Raw genomic sequence first — 15,930 nt, forward strand, 5'->3', positions numbered from 1 at the left:
GGGGCTTTTTAGTGCCTATTGATCAAGGACGCTTGCGGTTACTGATCAACGTACCCATGCCGGTATCCGTGAAGATTTCCAGCAGTACCGCGTTCGGTACACGCCCATCGATGATCAGCGAGCTGCCGACGCCGCCTTGCACCGCTTCCAGCGCGCAACGGATTTTTGGCAGCATGCCGCCATAGATGGTCCCGTCGGCGATCAGGTCGTCCACTTGCTGAGTGGTCAGGCCGGTGAGGACCTTGCCTTGCTTGTCCATCAGGCCGGCAATGTTGGTCAGCAGCATGAGCTTTTCAGCTTTCAGCGCTTCAGCCACCTTGCCCGCCACAAGGTCGGCGTTGATGTTGTAGGACTCACCGTTGGCACCTACGCCGATGGGTGCGATTACCGGGATGAAATCACCCTTGACCAGCAGGTTCAGCAGGTCGGTATTCACGCCAACCACTTCGCCCACCTGGCCGATATCGATGATTTCCGGCTGGGTCATTTCCGGCGTCTGACGGGTTACCGTCAGTTTTTTCGCACGGATCAGTTCGGCGTCCTTACCGGTCAGGCCGATGGCGCTGCCGCCATGGCGGTTGATCAGGTTGACAATGTCTTTGTTCACCTGGCCGCCGAGGACCATCTCCACCACGTCCATAGTCTGTGCGTCAGTCACACGCATACCATCGATGAAATGACTCTCGATCGACAAGCGCTTGAGCAGGTCGCCGATTTGCGGGCCGCCACCGTGAACCACCACCGGGTTGATGCCCACCGCTTTCATCATCACGATATCGCGGGCAAAGCCGGTCTTGAGCTCATCGCTTTCCATGGCATTGCCGCCGTACTTGATCACCAGCGTCTTGCCGACGTAGCGTCGGATATAAGGCAACGCTTCGGACAGGACCTTGGCGGTGTTGGCGGCGGCTTCGCGTTCGAGGGTCATTCAGGGCTCCGGTAAAAAATCAGAACGGTAATTGGAGATCAGGGGCAACACGTTTCAACTGGGCGTGGAACACGTCCTTGATGCGCTGCAACTCAGCCTCGGTATCCGCCTCGAAACGCAGCACCAGCACCGGTGTGGTGTTGGATGCGCGAACCAGGCCCCAGCCTTTGGCGTAATCGACTCGCACACCATCAATGATGGTCAGGTTGGCGCCTTCACCCCATTGTGCATCGTGCAGTGCATCAATGATGCTGAATTTGCTCTCCTCGGTCACATGGATATTGATCTCTGGAGTAGAAATATCATTCGGGAAGGTCTGAAACAGTTCTTCGGCGGAGGATTTTTCCTTGCTGAGGATCTCCAGCAGGCGGGCGGCGCTGTAAATACCGTCGTCAAACCCGAACCAACGCTCCTTGAAGAACACGTGGCCGCTCATTTCGCCGGCCAATAACGCACCGGTTTCCTTCATTTTCTTTTTGATCAACGAGTGACCGGTCTTCCACATTAGCGGGCGACCGCCGTACTCCTTGATCAGCGGGGTGAGGCGGCGGGTGCATTTCACGTCGAAGATGATCTCGGCGTTGGGATTGCGGGCCACCACATCACGGGCGAAAAGCATCAACAGGCGATCCGGGAACACGATCTCACCGGTTTCAGTCACCACGCCCACGCGGTCGCCGTCGCCGTCGAAGGCCAGCCCCACATCGGCGCCCACTTCCTTGACCTTGGCGATCAGGTCCACCAGGTTTTCAGGCTTGCCTGGGTCCGGGTGGTGGTTGGGGAAGTTGCCGTCGACTTCGCAGAACAGCGGGATGACTTCACAGTTCAGGGCTTCGAGCAGTTGCGGCGCAATTACGCCGGCCGCGCCGTTGCCACAGTCCACCACCACTTTCAGGCGGCGTGCGAGTTTGACGTCGCGGGTGATTTCGTCAGAGTAGCGCTGCAGGATGTCGACTTTGGTGATGCTGCCCTTGCCGCTGGTCAGGTCGTTGGTTTTCAGGCGGTGGTGCAGGGCCTGGATCTGTTCATTGGCCAGGGTGTCGCCCGCGATGACGATCTTGAAGCCGTTGTAGTCCGACGGATTATGACTGCCGGTGAGCATCACCCCGGACTTGCCTGCCAGCACATTGGCTGCGTAGTACAGCGCCGGCGTCGGCACCAGGCCGACGTCGCTCACATGGCAACCGCTATCGGCCAGGCCCTGGATCAGTTGTTCCACCAACTCCGGGCCGGACAGGCGACCGTCACGGCCGACCGAAACGTTGGGCTCATTCTGCGCCAGGCTTTGGGAGCCGATGGCGCGGCCAATCCAGTAAGCGGTTTCAGCGGTCAGGGTCTTGGGCACCACGCCACGGATGTCGTAGGCGCGGAAGATGCTGTCGGGGAAGGTCGGGGCTACTCGGGCTGCGGTACTCATCGCGGTGGGAACTCCATCTGAAGGGGGCAAAGCTGGCCTTAATGTGGCTGACCGGCAGGCTCAAACTGAAGGGTAAGACGACGTTTTCGGCAGAGAGTTCGTGGTGCAAAAATGCCATCGGCGTGCTGGCTTTGCTATGGCAATCGCGTAATCCATTGATTTCTTTAGGGAAATATCGCTGGTTAAATCCGCGCATTCTTCATCCTGAAAAGCCGTGCGGTGGTATCAGGCCGGACAGCAGCATCCGGCCTGATTCAGCTTAGTCAGTGGCTGCCGGAATGCCCAAAACCACCTGCGCCGCGCTGGGTTTCGTCGAACTCCTGTACCAGTTCGAAGTGCGCCTGTACCACCGGTACCAATACCAACTGGGCGATGCGTTCGCCGACGGCAATGTTGAAGGCCGTCTGGCCACGGTTCCAGCAGGACACCATCAGTTCGCCCTGATAGTCAGAGTCGATCAGGCCCACGAGGTTGCCCAGCACAATCCCGTGTTTGTGGCCCAGGCCGGAACGCGGCAGGATCAATGCCGCCAGGCCTGGGTCACCCACATAGATCGATAGCCCAGTGGGGATCAGGATCGTCTGGCCTGGTTCGAGGACCGTGTCCTCTTTGAGCATGGCGCGCAGGTCCAGCCCGGCGGAGCCCGGTGTGGCGTAGGCCGGCAGTGGGAATTCGTTGCCGATGCGTGGGTCGAGGATCTTGGCTTGCAAAGCGTGCATGGAAATTAAACCTGGTTCAGCCGTTGGGCGATAAAGGAGATCAGTTGGCGGGCAATCTTGCCCTTGCTGGTCTGGGCGAAAAGGGTGGCGTGCAGTTCGCGGTCGATCACGCTGCAGGCATTTTCCTCGCTGTTGAAGCCGATGCTCGGGTTGGCGACATCATTGGCAACGATCAGGTCGAGGTTTTTGTCTTTCAATTTACGTGCGGCATAGTCCAGCAGATGCTCGGTCTCGGCTGCAAAGCCGACGCTGAAGGGGCGATCCGGGCGCGTTGCGATGCTGGCAAGAATGTCCGGGTTGCGCACCATTTGCAGGAGCAGGCCGTCACCGTTTGTAGGGTCTTTCTTGAGCTTTTGCGGGGCTACGACTTCCGGGCGGTAATCCGCTACCGCTGCCGAGGCGATAAACAGGTCGCACGGAATGGCTGCTTCGCAAGCCGCCAGCATGTCGCGGGCGCTCACTACGTCGATTCGCGTGACGCGATCAGGGGTCGGCAAATGAACCGGGCCGGTGATCAGGGTGACGCGTGCGCCTGCCTCAACCGCAGCCTCTGCCAAGGCAAAGCCCATTTTTCCTGAGCTATGGTTGGTGATGTAGCGCACCGGGTCGATGTTTTCCTGGGTGGGGCCGGCAGTAATCAATACGTGCTTGCCGGTCAGGGCCAGGTGCTGGAAGCACTCTGCGGCACACAGTGCCAGGTCCGTGGCTTCGAGCATGCGGCCCATGCCGACGTCGCCGCAGGCCTGGCTGCCGGATGCCGGGCCGAACACCTTGAGGCCACGGCTTTGCAGGAGCTGGGTGTTGGCCTGGGTGGCCGGGTCGCGCCACATGGCCTGGTTCATGGCCGGTGCAATGGCAACGGTGGCGTCGGTAGCCAGTACCAGCGTGGTCAGCAGGTCATCGGCGATGCCTTGGGCCAGGCGGGCGATCAGGTCTGCGGTGGCCGGGGCGATCAGTACCAGGTCGGCCCATTTGGCCAGTTCGATATGGCCCATGGCGGCTTCTGCCGCCGGGTCGAGCAAGTCCAGGTGAACCGGGTGGCCGGACAGGGCCTGCATGGTCAGCGGGGTGATGAACTCACTGCCGCCGCGGGTCATGACCACCCGTACTTCGGCGCCTTGGTCCAGGAGCCTGCGAACCAGCTCTGCGCTCTTATAGGCGGCAATGCCGCCGCCGACGCCGAGAACGATGCGTTTCCGATACAGACGCTGCATTGGTTTGCCTTTCCAGTTCAGTGTTGCCAGTTCAGTGACGCCTGCGATGCCCCCTCCCCAGGTGAAATCGCACGCAAAAAAGAGGGCCTACGATAACACAGCGTCCGCCAGGCAACAGCGACGCACATGCCATGGGGCGTATGGAGAGGGAGGTGGGATGAGTATTCGTGATTGGCCCGTGGCGGAACGTCCGCGGGAGAAACTTCTGGAGTGGGGTGCGGCAAGCCTGTCCGATGCCGAGTTGCTGGCAATTTTCCTGCGCACTGGGGTTTCCGGCAGAAGCGCGGTCGACCTGGCGCGCCATCTGTTGGTGCAATTTGGTGGGCTTCGTCAGCTTCTGGAGGCCAGCCAGACACTGTTCAGCCAGCATTTGGGGCTGGGGCCGGCGAAGTTCGCACAGTTGCAGGCGGTATTGGAAATGTCCCGGCGTCACCTGGCCGAACGGCTGCGCACAGACTCCGTACTGGAAAGCCCGGTAGCCGTGCGCGAATACCTCAAGGCATTGTTGCGCCATGAATCCCACGAAACCTTCGGCTGCCTGTTTCTCGACTCGAAACACCGGGTGCTGGGGTTTGAAGTGTTGTCCCAGGGCACCATCGATGCGGCGATAGTCTACCCCCGGCAAGTGGTCAAGCGTGCGCTGTCGTACAACGCAGCAGCCTTGATCCTGTGCCACAACCACCCCTCTGGAAGTCTTGAACCGAGCGCGGCTGATCGGAAATTGACCAAGTTGCTGCAGAAGACGCTGGAGTTGGTGGATGTACGGGTGCTGGATCACATCATCGTGGGGGATGGAGACCCGTTATCGATGGCGGAATATGGGTGGATGTAAGCCCGCCCCGGTGGGGCGGGCCTGGTTTTCAGGGCTTGACGCTGACCTTTGAAAAGTCCTGGCGACCAAACGGGCTCACCTGATACCCCTCGACATGCTTGCGCGTCAGGGCAAACGCCGTCGGATGCGCCAACGGCAGCCACAGCGCCTGTTGCTGGATCTGTGCCTGGGCCTGTTGATACAGCTTGCTGCGCACGCCTTGCTCGCTGGTGGTCTTGCCGGCGCTGATCAGTTTGTCCAGCGTCGGGTCGCAGTAGCGGGCGAAATTCGTTCCGGATTTCACCGCGGCACACGAGAATTGCGGGGTCAGGAAGTTATCCGGGTCGCCGTTGTCGCCAGCCCACCCCATGAATAGCAGGTCATGCTCGCCCGCCTTGGCACGGCGAATCAGCTCACCCCACTCGATCACCCGGATCTCGGCCTGGATGCCTACCTTGGCCAGGTCCGCTTGCAGCAGCTGCGCGCCGAGGTTTGGGTTGGGGTTCAGCAGGCTGCCCGTGGGACGCGTCCAAATGGTGGTCTTGAAGCCGTCCTTGAGCCCGGCACGCTCCAGAAGCGTCTTGGCCTTGGCGAGGTCCTGCGGGTAACCCGGCAAGTCCTTGGCGTAGCTCCAGGTGTTGGGCGGGTAGGGTCCATTGGCGGCTTCGGCGGTCCCTTCGAACACAGCCTTGAGGTAACTGCTCTTATCGAAGGCGAGGTTGATTGCCTGACGCACTTCCGGCTTGTCCAGAGGTGGGTGCTGGCTATTGATGGCCACGAAGGCCGTCATGAAGGCGGCCGTTTTTTCCACCTTGAGCGCTGGGTCCTTTTCGGCTTCGCCGACGTCCAATGGCTTGGGCGAAAGAGCGATCTGGCATTCGTCGCGATGCAGTTTCTGCAAGCGCACATTGGCATCCGGGGTGATGGCGAAGATCAGGTTGTCCACAGCCGGTTTGCCGGCGAAGTAGTCCGGGTTGGCCTTGTAGCGAACCACGGCATCTTTTTGAAAACGCACAAACACGAACGGGCCAGTTCCTATCGGTTGGCTGTTGAGCTTCTCCGGTGTGCCGGCCTTGAGCAGTTTGTCGGCATATTCCGCTGAATAGATCGATGCGAATCCCATGCTCAACGCCGCGAGGAAAGTGGAGTCGGCGTGATCGAGGGTGAAACGCACGGTGAGCGGGTCAAGGGCGTCGATTTTTTTGACCAGCGTGGGCAGTTGCAGCGACTGCGCATGGGGGAAGCCGCTTTGGGCGATCTGGTGCCATGGGTTGGCCGGGTCGAGCATGCGCTCGAAGCTGAAACGCACGTCTTCGGCGGTCAAGGTGCGGCTTGGGGTGAAATATTCGGTGCGATGAAACTTCACATTCGGGCGCAGCTTGAAGGTATACGTCAGGCCGTCCGGGGACACTTCCCAGCTGTCTGCCAGGCTGGGTACCAGCTTGCCGCTGGTTACGTCGTAGTCCACCAGGCGATTCATCAGTACGTCGGCCGAGGCGTTGGTGGTGGTCAGCGAGTTGTATTGCACCACATCGAACCCTTCGGGGCTGGCTTCGGTGCAAACACTCAAGCTGGTGGCGGCAACGGCCAGCGGCGCGATAAATAGAGGGGCTAGCAGTAGCGGTAGGGCTGCGAGGCGCATATTCGGTTTCCTGTGCAGATCGAAGGCCCATCTGCGAGTGCAGTCTGGAAAAAAGCCTACCGTAGTGGTCTGCCGGATAAATGACTAGCCCATTTTTGCCTGTGCTTTTGCCTCAAATGCTGTTTTGATGGCGGCCTGGTGCATTTCGCTGTGCGCTTCATCCGCGCGCGCAGGCTGTGCCAATCATTCTGTGCGACGAGCGGTCGGCTGTTCAGCGGGCCCTGCCGGCAATGGTTCGGGCGTCCGGAGCCGAGATTTAAGTCGGTAAAAACGCACGGGCTGTTGTTGCACCGGGGTCTTTCTGGTATAAAGCAGCGCTCTTTTCTAGGGGCCCGGTTCCTTCGCTTGTAGGTGTAGCCGGTAAGACCCTAAAGAAACGCGGCGCCTGGCGCCAAATGACTGAGAGATTAAGCGGCCAACCCATGCCGGGTTGGGCATGTGGTTTTAGAGGGCTGAGGCATGTCGAGAGTCTGTCAAGTTACCGGTAAGGGTCCGGTGACTGGGAATAACATTTCCCACGCAAATAACAAAACCCGTCGTCGTTTCCTGCCGAACCTGCAGCATCACCGCTTCTGGGTTGAAGAAGAGAAACGTTTCGTCCGTCTGCGCGTATCTGCCAAAGGCATGCGCATCATCGACAAGCGTGGCATCACTGTCGTGCTGGCTGAATTGCGCCGCGCTGGCACAATCTAAGGAGCTATATCATGCGTGAATTGATTCGAATGATCTCTAGCGCCGGTACTGGTCACTTCTACACTACCGACAAGAACAAGCGTACTACCCCGGACAAGCTCGAAAAGAAAATGTTCGACCCGCGCGTTCGCAAGCACGTGATCTACAAAGAAGGCAAAATCAAGTAATTGGTTGCCTTTCTTGTGAAAAAAAGCCCGTATCTCACGATCCGGGCTTTTTTTTGCCTGAAATTTGCGGTTCAGGCTTTCTGTTCGAACACCACGTAGATCTTGCGACACGCCTCCAGCACTTCCCAGGTGCCGCTGAAGCCTGCGGGGATCACGAAGCGGTCGCCGGCGCGTAAGGTTTTGGCATTGCCGTCGACATCCCGCAATACAGAAACACCCTGCACAATCTCGCAGTACTCGTGTTCGGTGTAATTGACCTTCCAGTGCCCGACCTCGCCTTCCCACACTCCGGCGCTCATCTGTCCGCACGGACTGTTGTAGTGGTTGTAGAGCGTTTGTTCGGGATCGCCCTTGAGGATTTTTTCGGCGGCAGGGCGGTAGCGCTCGGGAGCGGTGTTGGCTTGGCTGAAGTCGACGATGTCCTGGATGCTCATGTGCGTGTCCCGTCTGGCCTGGGGTTGGAGAGACCAAAGTCTATGTTTATTAAAATGAACATCGCAAGGGCGTTTGCCGGGGTTGTGTCAAATATATTGAAACATCCCCAGCCGCTGGTTTAGGGTGGCAGCTGCCTTGAGCCGAACAGCAGGCTGGCCGGGCAAGAATTCTTTGAGGATGCCGTGGGACATCACCCGGGCCTTGTATTCAATAAGAGGAGGACACTCGAATGACCACCCTGACCCGTGCCGACTGGGAACAACGCGCCAAGGATCTGAAGATCGAAGGCCGCGCCTACATCAATGGCGAGTACACCGCCGCTGCTTCCGGCGACACTTTCGAATGCATCAGCCCGGTCGATGGCCGCGTACTGGCCACCATTGTCAGCTGCGACGCCGCTGACGCCCAGCGTGCCGTGGAAAATGCCCGTGCCACGTTCAATTCCGGTGTCTGGTCGCGCCTGGCGCCGGCCAAGCGAAAGTCCGCCATGCTGCGTTTCGCCGCGTTGCTCAAGGCCAACGCCGAAGAACTGGCACTGCTTGAAACCCTGGACATGGGTAAGCCGATCAGCGACTCCTTGAATATCGACGTACCCGGCGCGGCGGGTGCCCTGAGCTGGAGCGGCGAAGCGATCGACAAGATCTATGACGAAGTGGCTGCCACCCCTCACGATCAGCTGGGTCTGGTGACCCGCGAGCCGGTGGGCGTCGTAGGCGCCATTGTGCCGTGGAACTTCCCCTTGATGATGGCTTGTTGGAAGCTCGGCCCGGCCCTGTCCACCGGTAACTCGGTGATCCTGAAGCCGTCCGAAAAATCGCCACTGACGGCCATACGCATCGCGGCCCTGGCCGTTGAGGCCGGTATTCCAAAAGGTGTGTTTAACGTGCTGCCGGGTTACGGCCACACCGTGGGTAACGCACTGGCGCTGCACATGGACGTCGACACGCTGGTGTTCACCGGCTCCACCAAGATCGCCAAGCAACTGTTGATCCGCTCCGGCGAGTCGAACATGAAGCGCGTGTGGCTGGAAGCGGGCGGCAAGAGCCCGAACATCGTGTTTGCCGATGCGCCGGACCTGCAGGCCGCTGCCGAATCCGCTGCCAGCGCGATCGCCTTCAACCAGGGCGAAGTCTGCACCGCAGGTTCGCGCCTGCTCGTCGAACGTTCCATCAAGGACACCTTCCTGCCGCTGGTGATCGAGGCCCTCAAAGGCTGGAAGCCGGGCAACCCACTGGACCCGGCGACCAACGTCGGCGCGCTGGTGGACACCCAACAGATGAACAATGTGCTGTCCTACATCGAGGCTGGCCATGCCGACGGCGCCAAGCTGGTGGTCGGTGGCAAGCGTACGCTGGAAGAAACCGGCGGCACTTATGTCGAGCCGACCATCTTCGACGGTGTGACCAATGCCATGAAGATCGCGCAGGAAGAGATCTTTGGCCCGGTTCTGTCGGTGATCACCTTCGACAGTGCCGAGGAAGCGGTCAAGATTGCCAACGATACCGTCTATGGCCTGGCCGCAGCCGTATGGACATCTGATATCTCCAAGGCGCACCTGACTGCCAAGGCCTTGCGCGCCGGTAGCGTGTGGGTCAACCAGTACGACGGTGGCGACATGACTGCACCGTTTGGTGGTTTCAAGCAGTCGGGCAACGGTCGCGACAAATCGCTGCATGCGTTCGACAAGTACACCGAGCTTAAGGCCACCTGGATCAAGCTCTAAGCAACACCGCAGGTCAGATGTGGGAGGGGGCTGGCCCCCGATAGCGGTGTATCAGTCACCCCATGCAGTGACTGGCACTCTGCTATCGGGAGCAAGCCCCCTCCCACTTTCATTTTGTGTGTTTTGATAATTCCCCACAGGAGCGTGGACATGCGTTGGGCGACTTATTTCGCCGTGCTGGCTTCGGTGCTGAGTGTGGGCCTGGCCTTGGGCGTCAGCATGCCGCTGGTGTCGCTGCGCCTGGAGGGCTGGGGCTACGGCAGCTTCGCCATTGGGGTGATGGCTGCGATGCCGGCCTTTGGCGTGCTGCTCGGCGCCAAGGTTTCCAGCCGCATGGCCTCCTGGTTGGGCACCGCCAACCTGATGCGCTTGTGCCTGTGGGCCGGGGCGGTCTCCATAGGGTTGCTGGCGATCCTGCCGAGTTACCCGGTTTGGCTGGTGCTGCGCCTGATGATCGGGGTGATCCTGACCATCGTATTCATCCTCGGTGAAAGCTGGATCAACCAGTTGGTGGTGGAGCAATGGCGTGGCCGCCTGGTGGCGCTGTATGGCTGCAGCTATGCCTTGAGCCAACTCTCGGGGCCGCTGCTGCTGGGCCTACTGGGCACCGATCAGGATTATGGCTTTTGGGTTGGCGTGGGTCTGTTGATGGTTGCACCGCTGCTGCTGTTGGGGCGGTCCGGCGCACCCACTGCCGAATCTTTCAGCGTGACTTTCGGCGACCTGTGGCGCTTCTGTCGCAGCTTGCCGGCGATTGCGTGGGCGGTGGCGTTATTTGCGGCGTTCGAAGCGATGATTCTGACGCTGCTGCCGGTGTATTGCCTGCAGCAAGGCTTCACTGCCGAGATCGCCCTGGCGATGGTCAGCACCGTGGTGGTCGGTGATGCTCTGTTGCAATTGCCGATCGGCGCCTTGGCCGACTACCTGCCGCGGCGTACGTTGTTCTTGAGTTGTGCGGTGCTGTTGCTGGCCTCAAGCCTGGCGATTCCGGTGCTGATGCACACCTTGCTGATCTGGCCGGTATCGGTGATCTTCGGCGCCAGTGCCGGCGGGTTGTTCACGCTGTCGTTGATCCTGATCGGCGAGCGCTACCGCGATGACGCGCTGGTACGCGCCAATGCCCATGTGGCGCAGCTATGGGGCATCGGTTGCCTGATCGGTCCGTTGGTGGCTGGCGCGGGCGGTCAGTGGATCAGCGGGCATGCATTGCCATTGCTGATGGCCGCCGGCGCGTTGGGCCTGGTGCTGTTGTTAATGCGCCAGGGCGCATTTGGCGTCGCGCAACCGGCCTGAATTCGATCAACTGTGGGAGGGGGCTTGCTCCCGATAGCGGTCCACCAGTGACCCATGCACTGACTGATCCACCGTTATCGGGAGCAAGCCCCCTCCCACCCTAAAGCATGCGCTCCAGCCCAACACTCGTAGCGAACCAGGCATTGAACCGCCGCCACCAGTTGCCTGGTTCGCGAGTCAGCGTGTGCATCTGGCCGTTGTCCTCGGTGACCCACACCAGCTGGCCGTCCTGCAATTTCGCCTGGTAGCTCAAGGCCGGTGACATACCTTCCAGCGCCAGGTTGCGCACGTGTTCCGCCAGCTCGGGACTGTCCACCAGCACGCCGACTTCGGTGTTCCACAGCACCGAGCGTGGGTCGAAGTTGAACGAACCGATAAACGATTTTTCCCGGTCGAAGATCATGGCTTTGCTGTGCAGGCTGGAGTCCGAGCCGTGAAAAGCTCCCCGGCGAAACAGGTGCGCGCCACTGCCGCTGCCGCCTGCGCCCGGCTGACGGCGCAACTCGTAGAGTTTCACTCCATGTTCGAGCAGCGCCTTGCGATAAGGTGCGTAGCCGCCATGGACCGCCGGTACATCGGTGGCTTCCAGGGAATTGGTGAGCAGGCTCACCGACACGCCGGCATCGGCGCGGCCGGTCAGGTAAACCAGCCCGGGCTGCCCCGGCACAAAATACGCCGAGATCATCATCAGTTCATGGCTGACGCTGTTCAGCTCCGGCGCCAGTTGGGTGGTGAGCAGCAAGCGCGGGTCCGGGTCGGCTTTGGCCAGCACCTTGCTCGGCGCGTCCCACAGCGCCTGGTTCCAGGCCCAGATCAGCTCGCGTCGCCAGATGTCCATGCGCGGTTGGGTCTGGTAAGTACGCAGCCGGTTATACAGGACGTGATGCTGCTGACGGTATTCGGCCAGCGAGTCTTGCAGGCGTAAGCGGGCTGCGGTCAGGTCGTCTTTGGACGGGCTGCTTGAGACAAAGTCGTCGATGGGCTTGCTCAGTGCGCTGTTCCAGTACTGATCAAAGCTATGCCCGAGCTGCTCAGCCACCGGCCCCACGCTGAGCATGTCGATATCGGTGAAGTTCAGGTTCGGCTCGGCGTCAAAGTACTCATCGCCCAGGTTGCGTCCGCCGACGATGGCCACGCTGTTATCCGCCAGCCACAGTTTGTTGTGCATGCGCCGATGTTGCAGCGACAGGTTGAACAAGCGCCCCATGGCCCGCGTCACGCCGGTGCTGCGTCCGAGGTGCAGTGGGTTGAACAGGCGAATCTGGATCTGCGGGTGGGTGGCGAGGGTGGCGATGACCTGGTCGAGACCGTCGCTGGTGGTGTCATCCAGCAAAATGCGGATACGTACGCCACGATCCGCCGCCTTGAGCAGTTCGTCCACCAGCATGCGCGTGCTGAGGCCGTCGTGGACGATGTAGTACTGCAGGTCGAGGCTGCTCTGGGCATTGCGGATCAGTTCGGCGCGCGCCATGAACGCTTCGCTGCTGTTGGGGAGCAGGCGAAAGCCGGAGCGGCCCTGGTAGGGCGCGGCCTGGGCCTGGATCGAGCGGCCGAACGACGATTGCGCGGCGGGCAGCGCGTCGCTGGGAATGCGCGGGGCGTCCACCGTGGCGCAGCCACTCAGGGCTAGGGCGCCCAGCAGGAAAAAAGGTAAAAGCCGTCGAGTCATCAAAGGCGCTGCATTCCGATCAGGGCGGTTGTGGGCATATGACGGTTAATTTTGAGGAAAGGTCAGTCTTCGGCCTCGGCCAGTAACTTGATCGCGGCTGCGCCGATCTTGCGTACCGCTTCTTCGATCTGCGGGGTTGGCTTGGCAGAGTAATTCATGCGCAGGCAGTTCCGGTATTTGCCCGATGCGGAAAAGATACTGCCCACAGCCACCTGTACGCCTTGTTCCATCAGCACGCGATTGAGCTTGAGGGTGTCGAAACCTTCCGGTAGTTCGACCCACAGCATGAAGCTGCCCTGGGGTCGGCTGGCGCGGGTGCCGGCCGGGAAGTAGCGGCTGACCCAGTCGAGGATCAGGTCGCGATTGCGCTGGTATTGGGTGCGCATCCGCCGCAAATGCGGTTCGAAATGACCGTTCTTGAGGAATTCGGCAATGGCAATCTGCGGCTGCGTCGCCGTGGAGCCGGTGCTGATGTATTTCATGTGCAGCACCCGCTCCAGATACCGGCCCGGAGCCACCCAGCCGATACGCAGGCCCGGTGCCAGGGTTTTCGAAAAGGAGCTGCAGAGCAAGACACGGCCATCTTCGTCGAAGGACTTGATGGTGCGCGGGCGTGGGTAGCTGTAGGCCAGGTCGCCATATACGTCGTCTTCGATGATCGCAACATCAAAGCGTTGGGCCAGCGTCAGCAGCGCACGTTTGCGGGCCTCGGGCATGATGTAGCCCAGCGGATTATTGCAGTTGGGGGTCAGTTGGATGACCTTGATGGGCCACTGCTCCAGTGCCAGCTCCAGGGCTTCCAGGCTGATGCCGGTGATGGGGTCGGTGGGGATTTCCAGGGCTTTCATGCCCAGGCCCTTGAGGGTTTGCATGGCGCCGTGGAAGCTCGGCGAGTCCACCGCAACGATGTCGCCCGGCTCGCAGATGGCATGAATGCTGGCCGACAGTGCCTCATGGCAACCGGTGGTGATAACGATATCTTCGGCGGTGAGTTGGCATCCGGAATCCAGCGACAGCCGGGCAATCTGTTCACGTAACTCCATACAGCCGAGGATGTTGTCGTAATACAGCCCAGGCAGATCCTGGCGACGACTCACGCGGGCCAGGCTGCGCAGCAAAGGCTTGATGGTGGGTGACAATACATCCGGCATACCGCGGCCCATCTGTATGACATCTTTGCGTGGCACCGCGCGAATCAGTTCCAGGACTTGGTCCCACTGGGAAATCTCGACCGGCCGTTGGGCCGGGCGACCCACCTCGGGGAGGGCTGGCAGCTCGCGGCCGACGGGCACGAAGTAGCCGGACTTGGGCTTGGGCATGGCCAGGCCATTGTCTTCCAGCACGCGATACGCCTGTTGCACGGTACTCAGGCTGACCCCGTGTTCCACGCTCAGCGCCCGCACGGAGGGCAGGCGATCACCGGGGCGATAGAAGCCTTGCTCGATGCGCGTGCCCAGTAGTTCGGCAAGGTTGACGTAAAGGGTCATGGTGGCCGCTCCTGAGGGACCAGTACAGATGCAAGGAAAATACAGGATTCAAGGGACTAAAGGCAGTATCTGTATGGATTTAATAAAGCTGAGTTGAATCTGTAATGGTTTCATCCGCTCGGTGATCCTAGTCACTCATGGCAACAGGCAAATGAGGGGCGGCAAAATGAGAGGCATGAGCGATGTGCGGTTGGTGTTACACGGTCAGGAACTGGAAGCGGGGCAGGCACGCACGCTGTCGATGTCGACCCGCTGCCGCTGGAACCTGTTCTGGCACCGTCGTCACACGCGCAAGGCTCTGCTGGCGCTTACCCCGGAGCAATTGCGCGATGTGGGGCTGACCGCTGAGCAGGCCCGCGAGGAAGGTTTGAAACCCTTCTGGCGCGGCTGAATCAGACCCACTCCCTGAAACGGTGCCAGAGCATTCCCAATGCCAACAGCGGCGAGCGCAAATGCTTGCCGCCGGGGAAAGTGATGTGCGGCACTCGGGCGAACAGGTCGAAGCGGCCCTGTTGCTGGCCGCTGATGGCTTCGGCCAGCAGTTTGCCGGCCAGGTGCGTGGCATTGAGGCCGTGGCCTGCATAGGCTTGGGCGTAATACACATTGGGTTGCTCCGCCAACCGGCCGATCTGCGGCAGGCGGTTGGCGCCGATGCCGATCATGCCGCCCCACTGGTAATCGATTTTTGCGTCAGCCAATTGTGGGAACACCTTGAGCATCTTCGGTCGCATATAGGCAGCGATGTCCTGGGGATCCCGGCCGGAGTAATGGCAGGCACCGCCGAACAGCAGGCGGCGGTCGGCGGACAGGCGGAAGTAATCCACCGTCACCCGTTGGTCACACACCGCCATGTTCTGCGGCAGCAGGTTGGCGGCCTGGGCTTCGCTCAACGGCTCGGTGGCGATGATGTAGCTGCCGGCGGGCAGCACCTTGCCGCTCAACTGCGGGTTCAGGCCATTGAGATAAGCGTTGCAGGCCAGCACCAGCGTCTTGGCGCGTACGTTGCCTTGAGCCGTGTGTACGTTGACCTCAGGGCCATAGTCGATGCGTGTGACGGCCGATTGTTCGAACAGCTTCACCCCCAATTGCTGCGCAACGGCGGCCTCGCCGAGGGCCAGGTTCAGCGGGTGCAGGTGGCCGGAGCCCATGTCGATCATGCCGCCGGCATAACGCTCGGAGCCGATCACGCTGCTCATTTCGCTGGCTTGCAGCAGGCGCACTTCATGCCGGTAGCCGAGGCTGCGCAGTTCTTCGGCGTCTTCTGCCAGGCCCTGCAGGTGCTGAGGTTTGTTCGCCAGGTCGCAATAACCCCAGGTCAGGTCACAGGGGATCTGATAGCGCTCGATGCGCTCGCGCACGATTTGCACCGCCTCCAGGCCCATCAACTTCATCTGGCGCACGCCGTCGGTGCCGATAACGTTGGCGAACTGGTCCAGGCCGTGACCGACGCCCCGAATCAACTGGCCGCCGTTACGCCCGCTGGCGCCCCAACCGATCTTGCGGGCTTCCAGCAGCACTACGCTGAAGCCGCGCTCGGCCAGTTCCAGCGCGGTATTGAGCCCGGAATAACCACCGCCGATCACGCACACATCCGCACGCATTTCACCGGCCAGCGCCGGGTAGTCGGGTTGCAGAACGCTGCTGGCAGCGTAGTAAGACGTGGTGTGCCGGGCGCTGGCAGTCATGGGCGCATCCCTGTTTGGAAAATTTGACGCAGGATACAGCGGTCGGA

General features: G+C 60.7%; 15 protein-coding genes and 1 pseudogene. 7 read left to right on the forward strand and 9 right to left on the reverse strand.

Going from position 1 to position 15,930, the window contains the following annotated elements; translation table 11 throughout:
• Nucleotides 1–22: 22 nt before the first annotated feature.
• Nucleotides 23–928: an acetylglutamate kinase gene (argB, locus tag DK870_RS10440; RefSeq protein ID WP_060753665.1), complete on the reverse strand. Its 906-nt coding sequence runs from the start codon at nucleotides 926–928 to the stop codon at nucleotides 23–25.
• 19 nt (nucleotides 929–947) lie between these two features.
• A pseudogene (locus DK870_RS10445) lies at nucleotides 948–2,345 on the reverse strand (phosphomannomutase/phosphoglucomutase); the annotation flags it as partial.
• A 41-nt stretch (nucleotides 2,346–2,386) separates the two neighbouring features.
• Here DK870_RS10445 and DK870_RS10450 point away from each other — a divergent pair.
• The gene (locus DK870_RS10450; RefSeq protein WP_158510683.1) at nucleotides 2,387–2,608 is read left to right on the forward strand and encodes a hypothetical protein; all 222 of its coding nucleotides are present in this window, start codon (nucleotides 2,387–2,389) and stop codon (nucleotides 2,606–2,608) included.
• Here the strand turns inward: DK870_RS10450 and dut are convergent, their stop codons facing one another.
• Both dut and coaBC read right to left on the reverse strand, forming a co-directional pair.
• Nucleotides 2,609–3,064: a dUTP diphosphatase gene (gene dut, locus DK870_RS10455; protein WP_016975923.1), complete on the reverse strand. Its 456-nt coding sequence runs from the start codon at nucleotides 3,062–3,064 to the stop codon at nucleotides 2,609–2,611. It abuts the gene before it with no gap.
• A 5-nt stretch (nucleotides 3,065–3,069) separates the two neighbouring features.
• Nucleotides 3,070–4,278, reverse strand: coding sequence for a bifunctional phosphopantothenoylcysteine decarboxylase/phosphopantothenate--cysteine ligase CoaBC (gene coaBC, locus DK870_RS10460; protein ID WP_060753663.1), 1,209 nt, complete (start codon nucleotides 4,276–4,278; stop codon nucleotides 3,070–3,072).
• A 157-nt stretch (nucleotides 4,279–4,435) separates the two neighbouring features.
• Between coaBC and radC the strand changes: the two genes are divergently transcribed.
• Nucleotides 4,436–5,110, forward strand: coding sequence for a DNA repair protein RadC (radC, locus tag DK870_RS10465; RefSeq protein WP_060753662.1), 675 nt, complete (start codon nucleotides 4,436–4,438; stop codon nucleotides 5,108–5,110).
• A 28-nt stretch (nucleotides 5,111–5,138) separates the two neighbouring features.
• Here radC and DK870_RS10470 read toward each other — a convergent pair whose 3' ends face one another.
• Complete coding sequence (locus DK870_RS10470) at nucleotides 5,139–6,731, reverse strand: ABC transporter substrate-binding protein (protein WP_161548606.1); 1,593 nt, start codon at nucleotides 6,729–6,731, stop codon at nucleotides 5,139–5,141.
• Between the two features lie 459 nt (nucleotides 6,732–7,190).
• Here DK870_RS10470 and rpmB point away from each other — a divergent pair, with 459 nt between their 5' ends.
• Both rpmB and rpmG read left to right on the forward strand, forming a co-directional pair.
• On the forward strand, nucleotides 7,191–7,424 hold the full coding sequence (rpmB, locus tag DK870_RS10475) for a 50S ribosomal protein L28 (RefSeq protein ID WP_010207494.1): 234 nt from the start codon (nucleotides 7,191–7,193) through the stop codon (nucleotides 7,422–7,424).
• 11 nt (nucleotides 7,425–7,435) lie between these two features.
• The gene (rpmG, locus tag DK870_RS10480; protein ID WP_003176906.1) at nucleotides 7,436–7,591 is read left to right on the forward strand and encodes a 50S ribosomal protein L33; all 156 of its coding nucleotides are present in this window, start codon (nucleotides 7,436–7,438) and stop codon (nucleotides 7,589–7,591) included.
• Between the two features lie 71 nt (nucleotides 7,592–7,662).
• Here the strand turns inward: rpmG and DK870_RS10485 are convergent, their stop codons facing one another.
• Complete coding sequence (locus DK870_RS10485; RefSeq protein WP_060753660.1) at nucleotides 7,663–8,025, reverse strand: cupin domain-containing protein; 363 nt, start codon at nucleotides 8,023–8,025, stop codon at nucleotides 7,663–7,665.
• 230 nt (nucleotides 8,026–8,255) lie between these two features.
• Between DK870_RS10485 and DK870_RS10490 the strand changes: the two genes are divergently transcribed.
• Nucleotides 8,256–9,749: an aldehyde dehydrogenase gene (locus tag DK870_RS10490; RefSeq protein ID WP_161548607.1), complete on the forward strand. Its 1,494-nt coding sequence runs from the start codon at nucleotides 8,256–8,258 to the stop codon at nucleotides 9,747–9,749.
• Nucleotides 9,750–9,899: 150 nt separating this feature from the next.
• The gene (locus tag DK870_RS10495) at nucleotides 9,900–11,042 is read left to right on the forward strand and encodes an MFS transporter (RefSeq protein WP_161548608.1); all 1,143 of its coding nucleotides are present in this window, start codon (nucleotides 9,900–9,902) and stop codon (nucleotides 11,040–11,042) included.
• 100 nt (nucleotides 11,043–11,142) lie between these two features.
• Here the strand turns inward: DK870_RS10495 and DK870_RS10500 are convergent, their stop codons facing one another.
• A complete protein-coding gene (locus DK870_RS10500; protein WP_161548609.1) occupies nucleotides 11,143–12,711 on the reverse strand; it encodes a phospholipase D family protein in 1,569 nt (522 codons plus the stop codon).
• A gap of 62 nt (nucleotides 12,712–12,773) precedes the next feature.
• Nucleotides 12,774–14,198 carry a PLP-dependent aminotransferase family protein gene (locus DK870_RS10505; RefSeq protein ID WP_060753657.1) on the reverse strand — a complete coding sequence of 475 codons (1,425 nt, stop codon included), beginning with the start codon at nucleotides 14,196–14,198 and terminating at the stop codon, nucleotides 12,774–12,776.
• 166 nt (nucleotides 14,199–14,364) lie between these two features.
• On the opposite strand from DK870_RS10505, the gene DK870_RS10510 reads away from it, so the two are divergent.
• On the forward strand, nucleotides 14,365–14,589 hold the full coding sequence (locus DK870_RS10510; protein ID WP_060753656.1) for a DUF1127 domain-containing protein: 225 nt from the start codon (nucleotides 14,365–14,367) through the stop codon (nucleotides 14,587–14,589).
• Between the two features lies 1 nt (nucleotide 14,590).
• Here DK870_RS10510 and DK870_RS10515 read toward each other — a convergent pair whose 3' ends face one another.
• Complete coding sequence (locus tag DK870_RS10515) at nucleotides 14,591–15,883, reverse strand: FAD-binding oxidoreductase (protein ID WP_060753655.1); 1,293 nt, start codon at nucleotides 15,881–15,883, stop codon at nucleotides 14,591–14,593.
• Between the last annotated feature and the right edge of the window lie 47 nt (nucleotides 15,884–15,930).

The organism is Pseudomonas sp. Q1 (assembly GCF_009935975.1).
Classification (GTDB): domain Bacteria; phylum Pseudomonadota; class Gammaproteobacteria; order Pseudomonadales; family Pseudomonadaceae; genus Aquipseudomonas; species Aquipseudomonas palleroniana.

What these genes read in the sequence shown, in the direction of transcription:
- argB (WP_060753665.1), bottom strand. Translation starts at nt 928, where the DNA reads ATGACCCTCGAACGCGAAGCCGCCGCCAACACCGCCAAGGTCCTGTCC.
- DK870_RS10450 (WP_158510683.1), top strand. Translation starts at nt 2,387, where the DNA reads ATGTGGCTGACCGGCAGGCTCAAACTGAAGGGTAAGACGACGTTTTCG.
- dut (WP_016975923.1), bottom strand. Translation starts at nt 3,064, where the DNA reads ATGCACGCTTTGCAAGCCAAGATCCTCGACCCACGCATCGGCAACGAA.
- coaBC (WP_060753663.1), bottom strand. Translation starts at nt 4,278, where the DNA reads ATGCAGCGTCTGTATCGGAAACGCATCGTTCTCGGCGTCGGCGGCGGC.
- radC (WP_060753662.1), top strand. Translation starts at nt 4,436, where the DNA reads ATGAGTATTCGTGATTGGCCCGTGGCGGAACGTCCGCGGGAGAAACTT.
- DK870_RS10470 (WP_161548606.1), bottom strand. Translation starts at nt 6,731, where the DNA reads ATGCGCCTCGCAGCCCTACCGCTACTGCTAGCCCCTCTATTTATCGCG.
- rpmB (WP_010207494.1), top strand. Translation starts at nt 7,191, where the DNA reads ATGTCGAGAGTCTGTCAAGTTACCGGTAAGGGTCCGGTGACTGGGAAT.
- rpmG (WP_003176906.1), top strand. Translation starts at nt 7,436, where the DNA reads ATGCGTGAATTGATTCGAATGATCTCTAGCGCCGGTACTGGTCACTTC.
- DK870_RS10485 (WP_060753660.1), bottom strand. Translation starts at nt 8,025, where the DNA reads ATGAGCATCCAGGACATCGTCGACTTCAGCCAAGCCAACACCGCTCCC.
- DK870_RS10490 (WP_161548607.1), top strand. Translation starts at nt 8,256, where the DNA reads ATGACCACCCTGACCCGTGCCGACTGGGAACAACGCGCCAAGGATCTG.
- DK870_RS10495 (WP_161548608.1), top strand. Translation starts at nt 9,900, where the DNA reads ATGCGTTGGGCGACTTATTTCGCCGTGCTGGCTTCGGTGCTGAGTGTG.
- DK870_RS10500 (WP_161548609.1), bottom strand. Translation starts at nt 12,711, where the DNA reads ATGACTCGACGGCTTTTACCTTTTTTCCTGCTGGGCGCCCTAGCCCTG.
- DK870_RS10505 (WP_060753657.1), bottom strand. Translation starts at nt 14,198, where the DNA reads ATGACCCTTTACGTCAACCTTGCCGAACTACTGGGCACGCGCATCGAG.
- DK870_RS10510 (WP_060753656.1), top strand. Translation starts at nt 14,365, where the DNA reads ATGAGAGGCATGAGCGATGTGCGGTTGGTGTTACACGGTCAGGAACTG.
- DK870_RS10515 (WP_060753655.1), bottom strand. Translation starts at nt 15,883, where the DNA reads ATGACTGCCAGCGCCCGGCACACCACGTCTTACTACGCTGCCAGCAGC.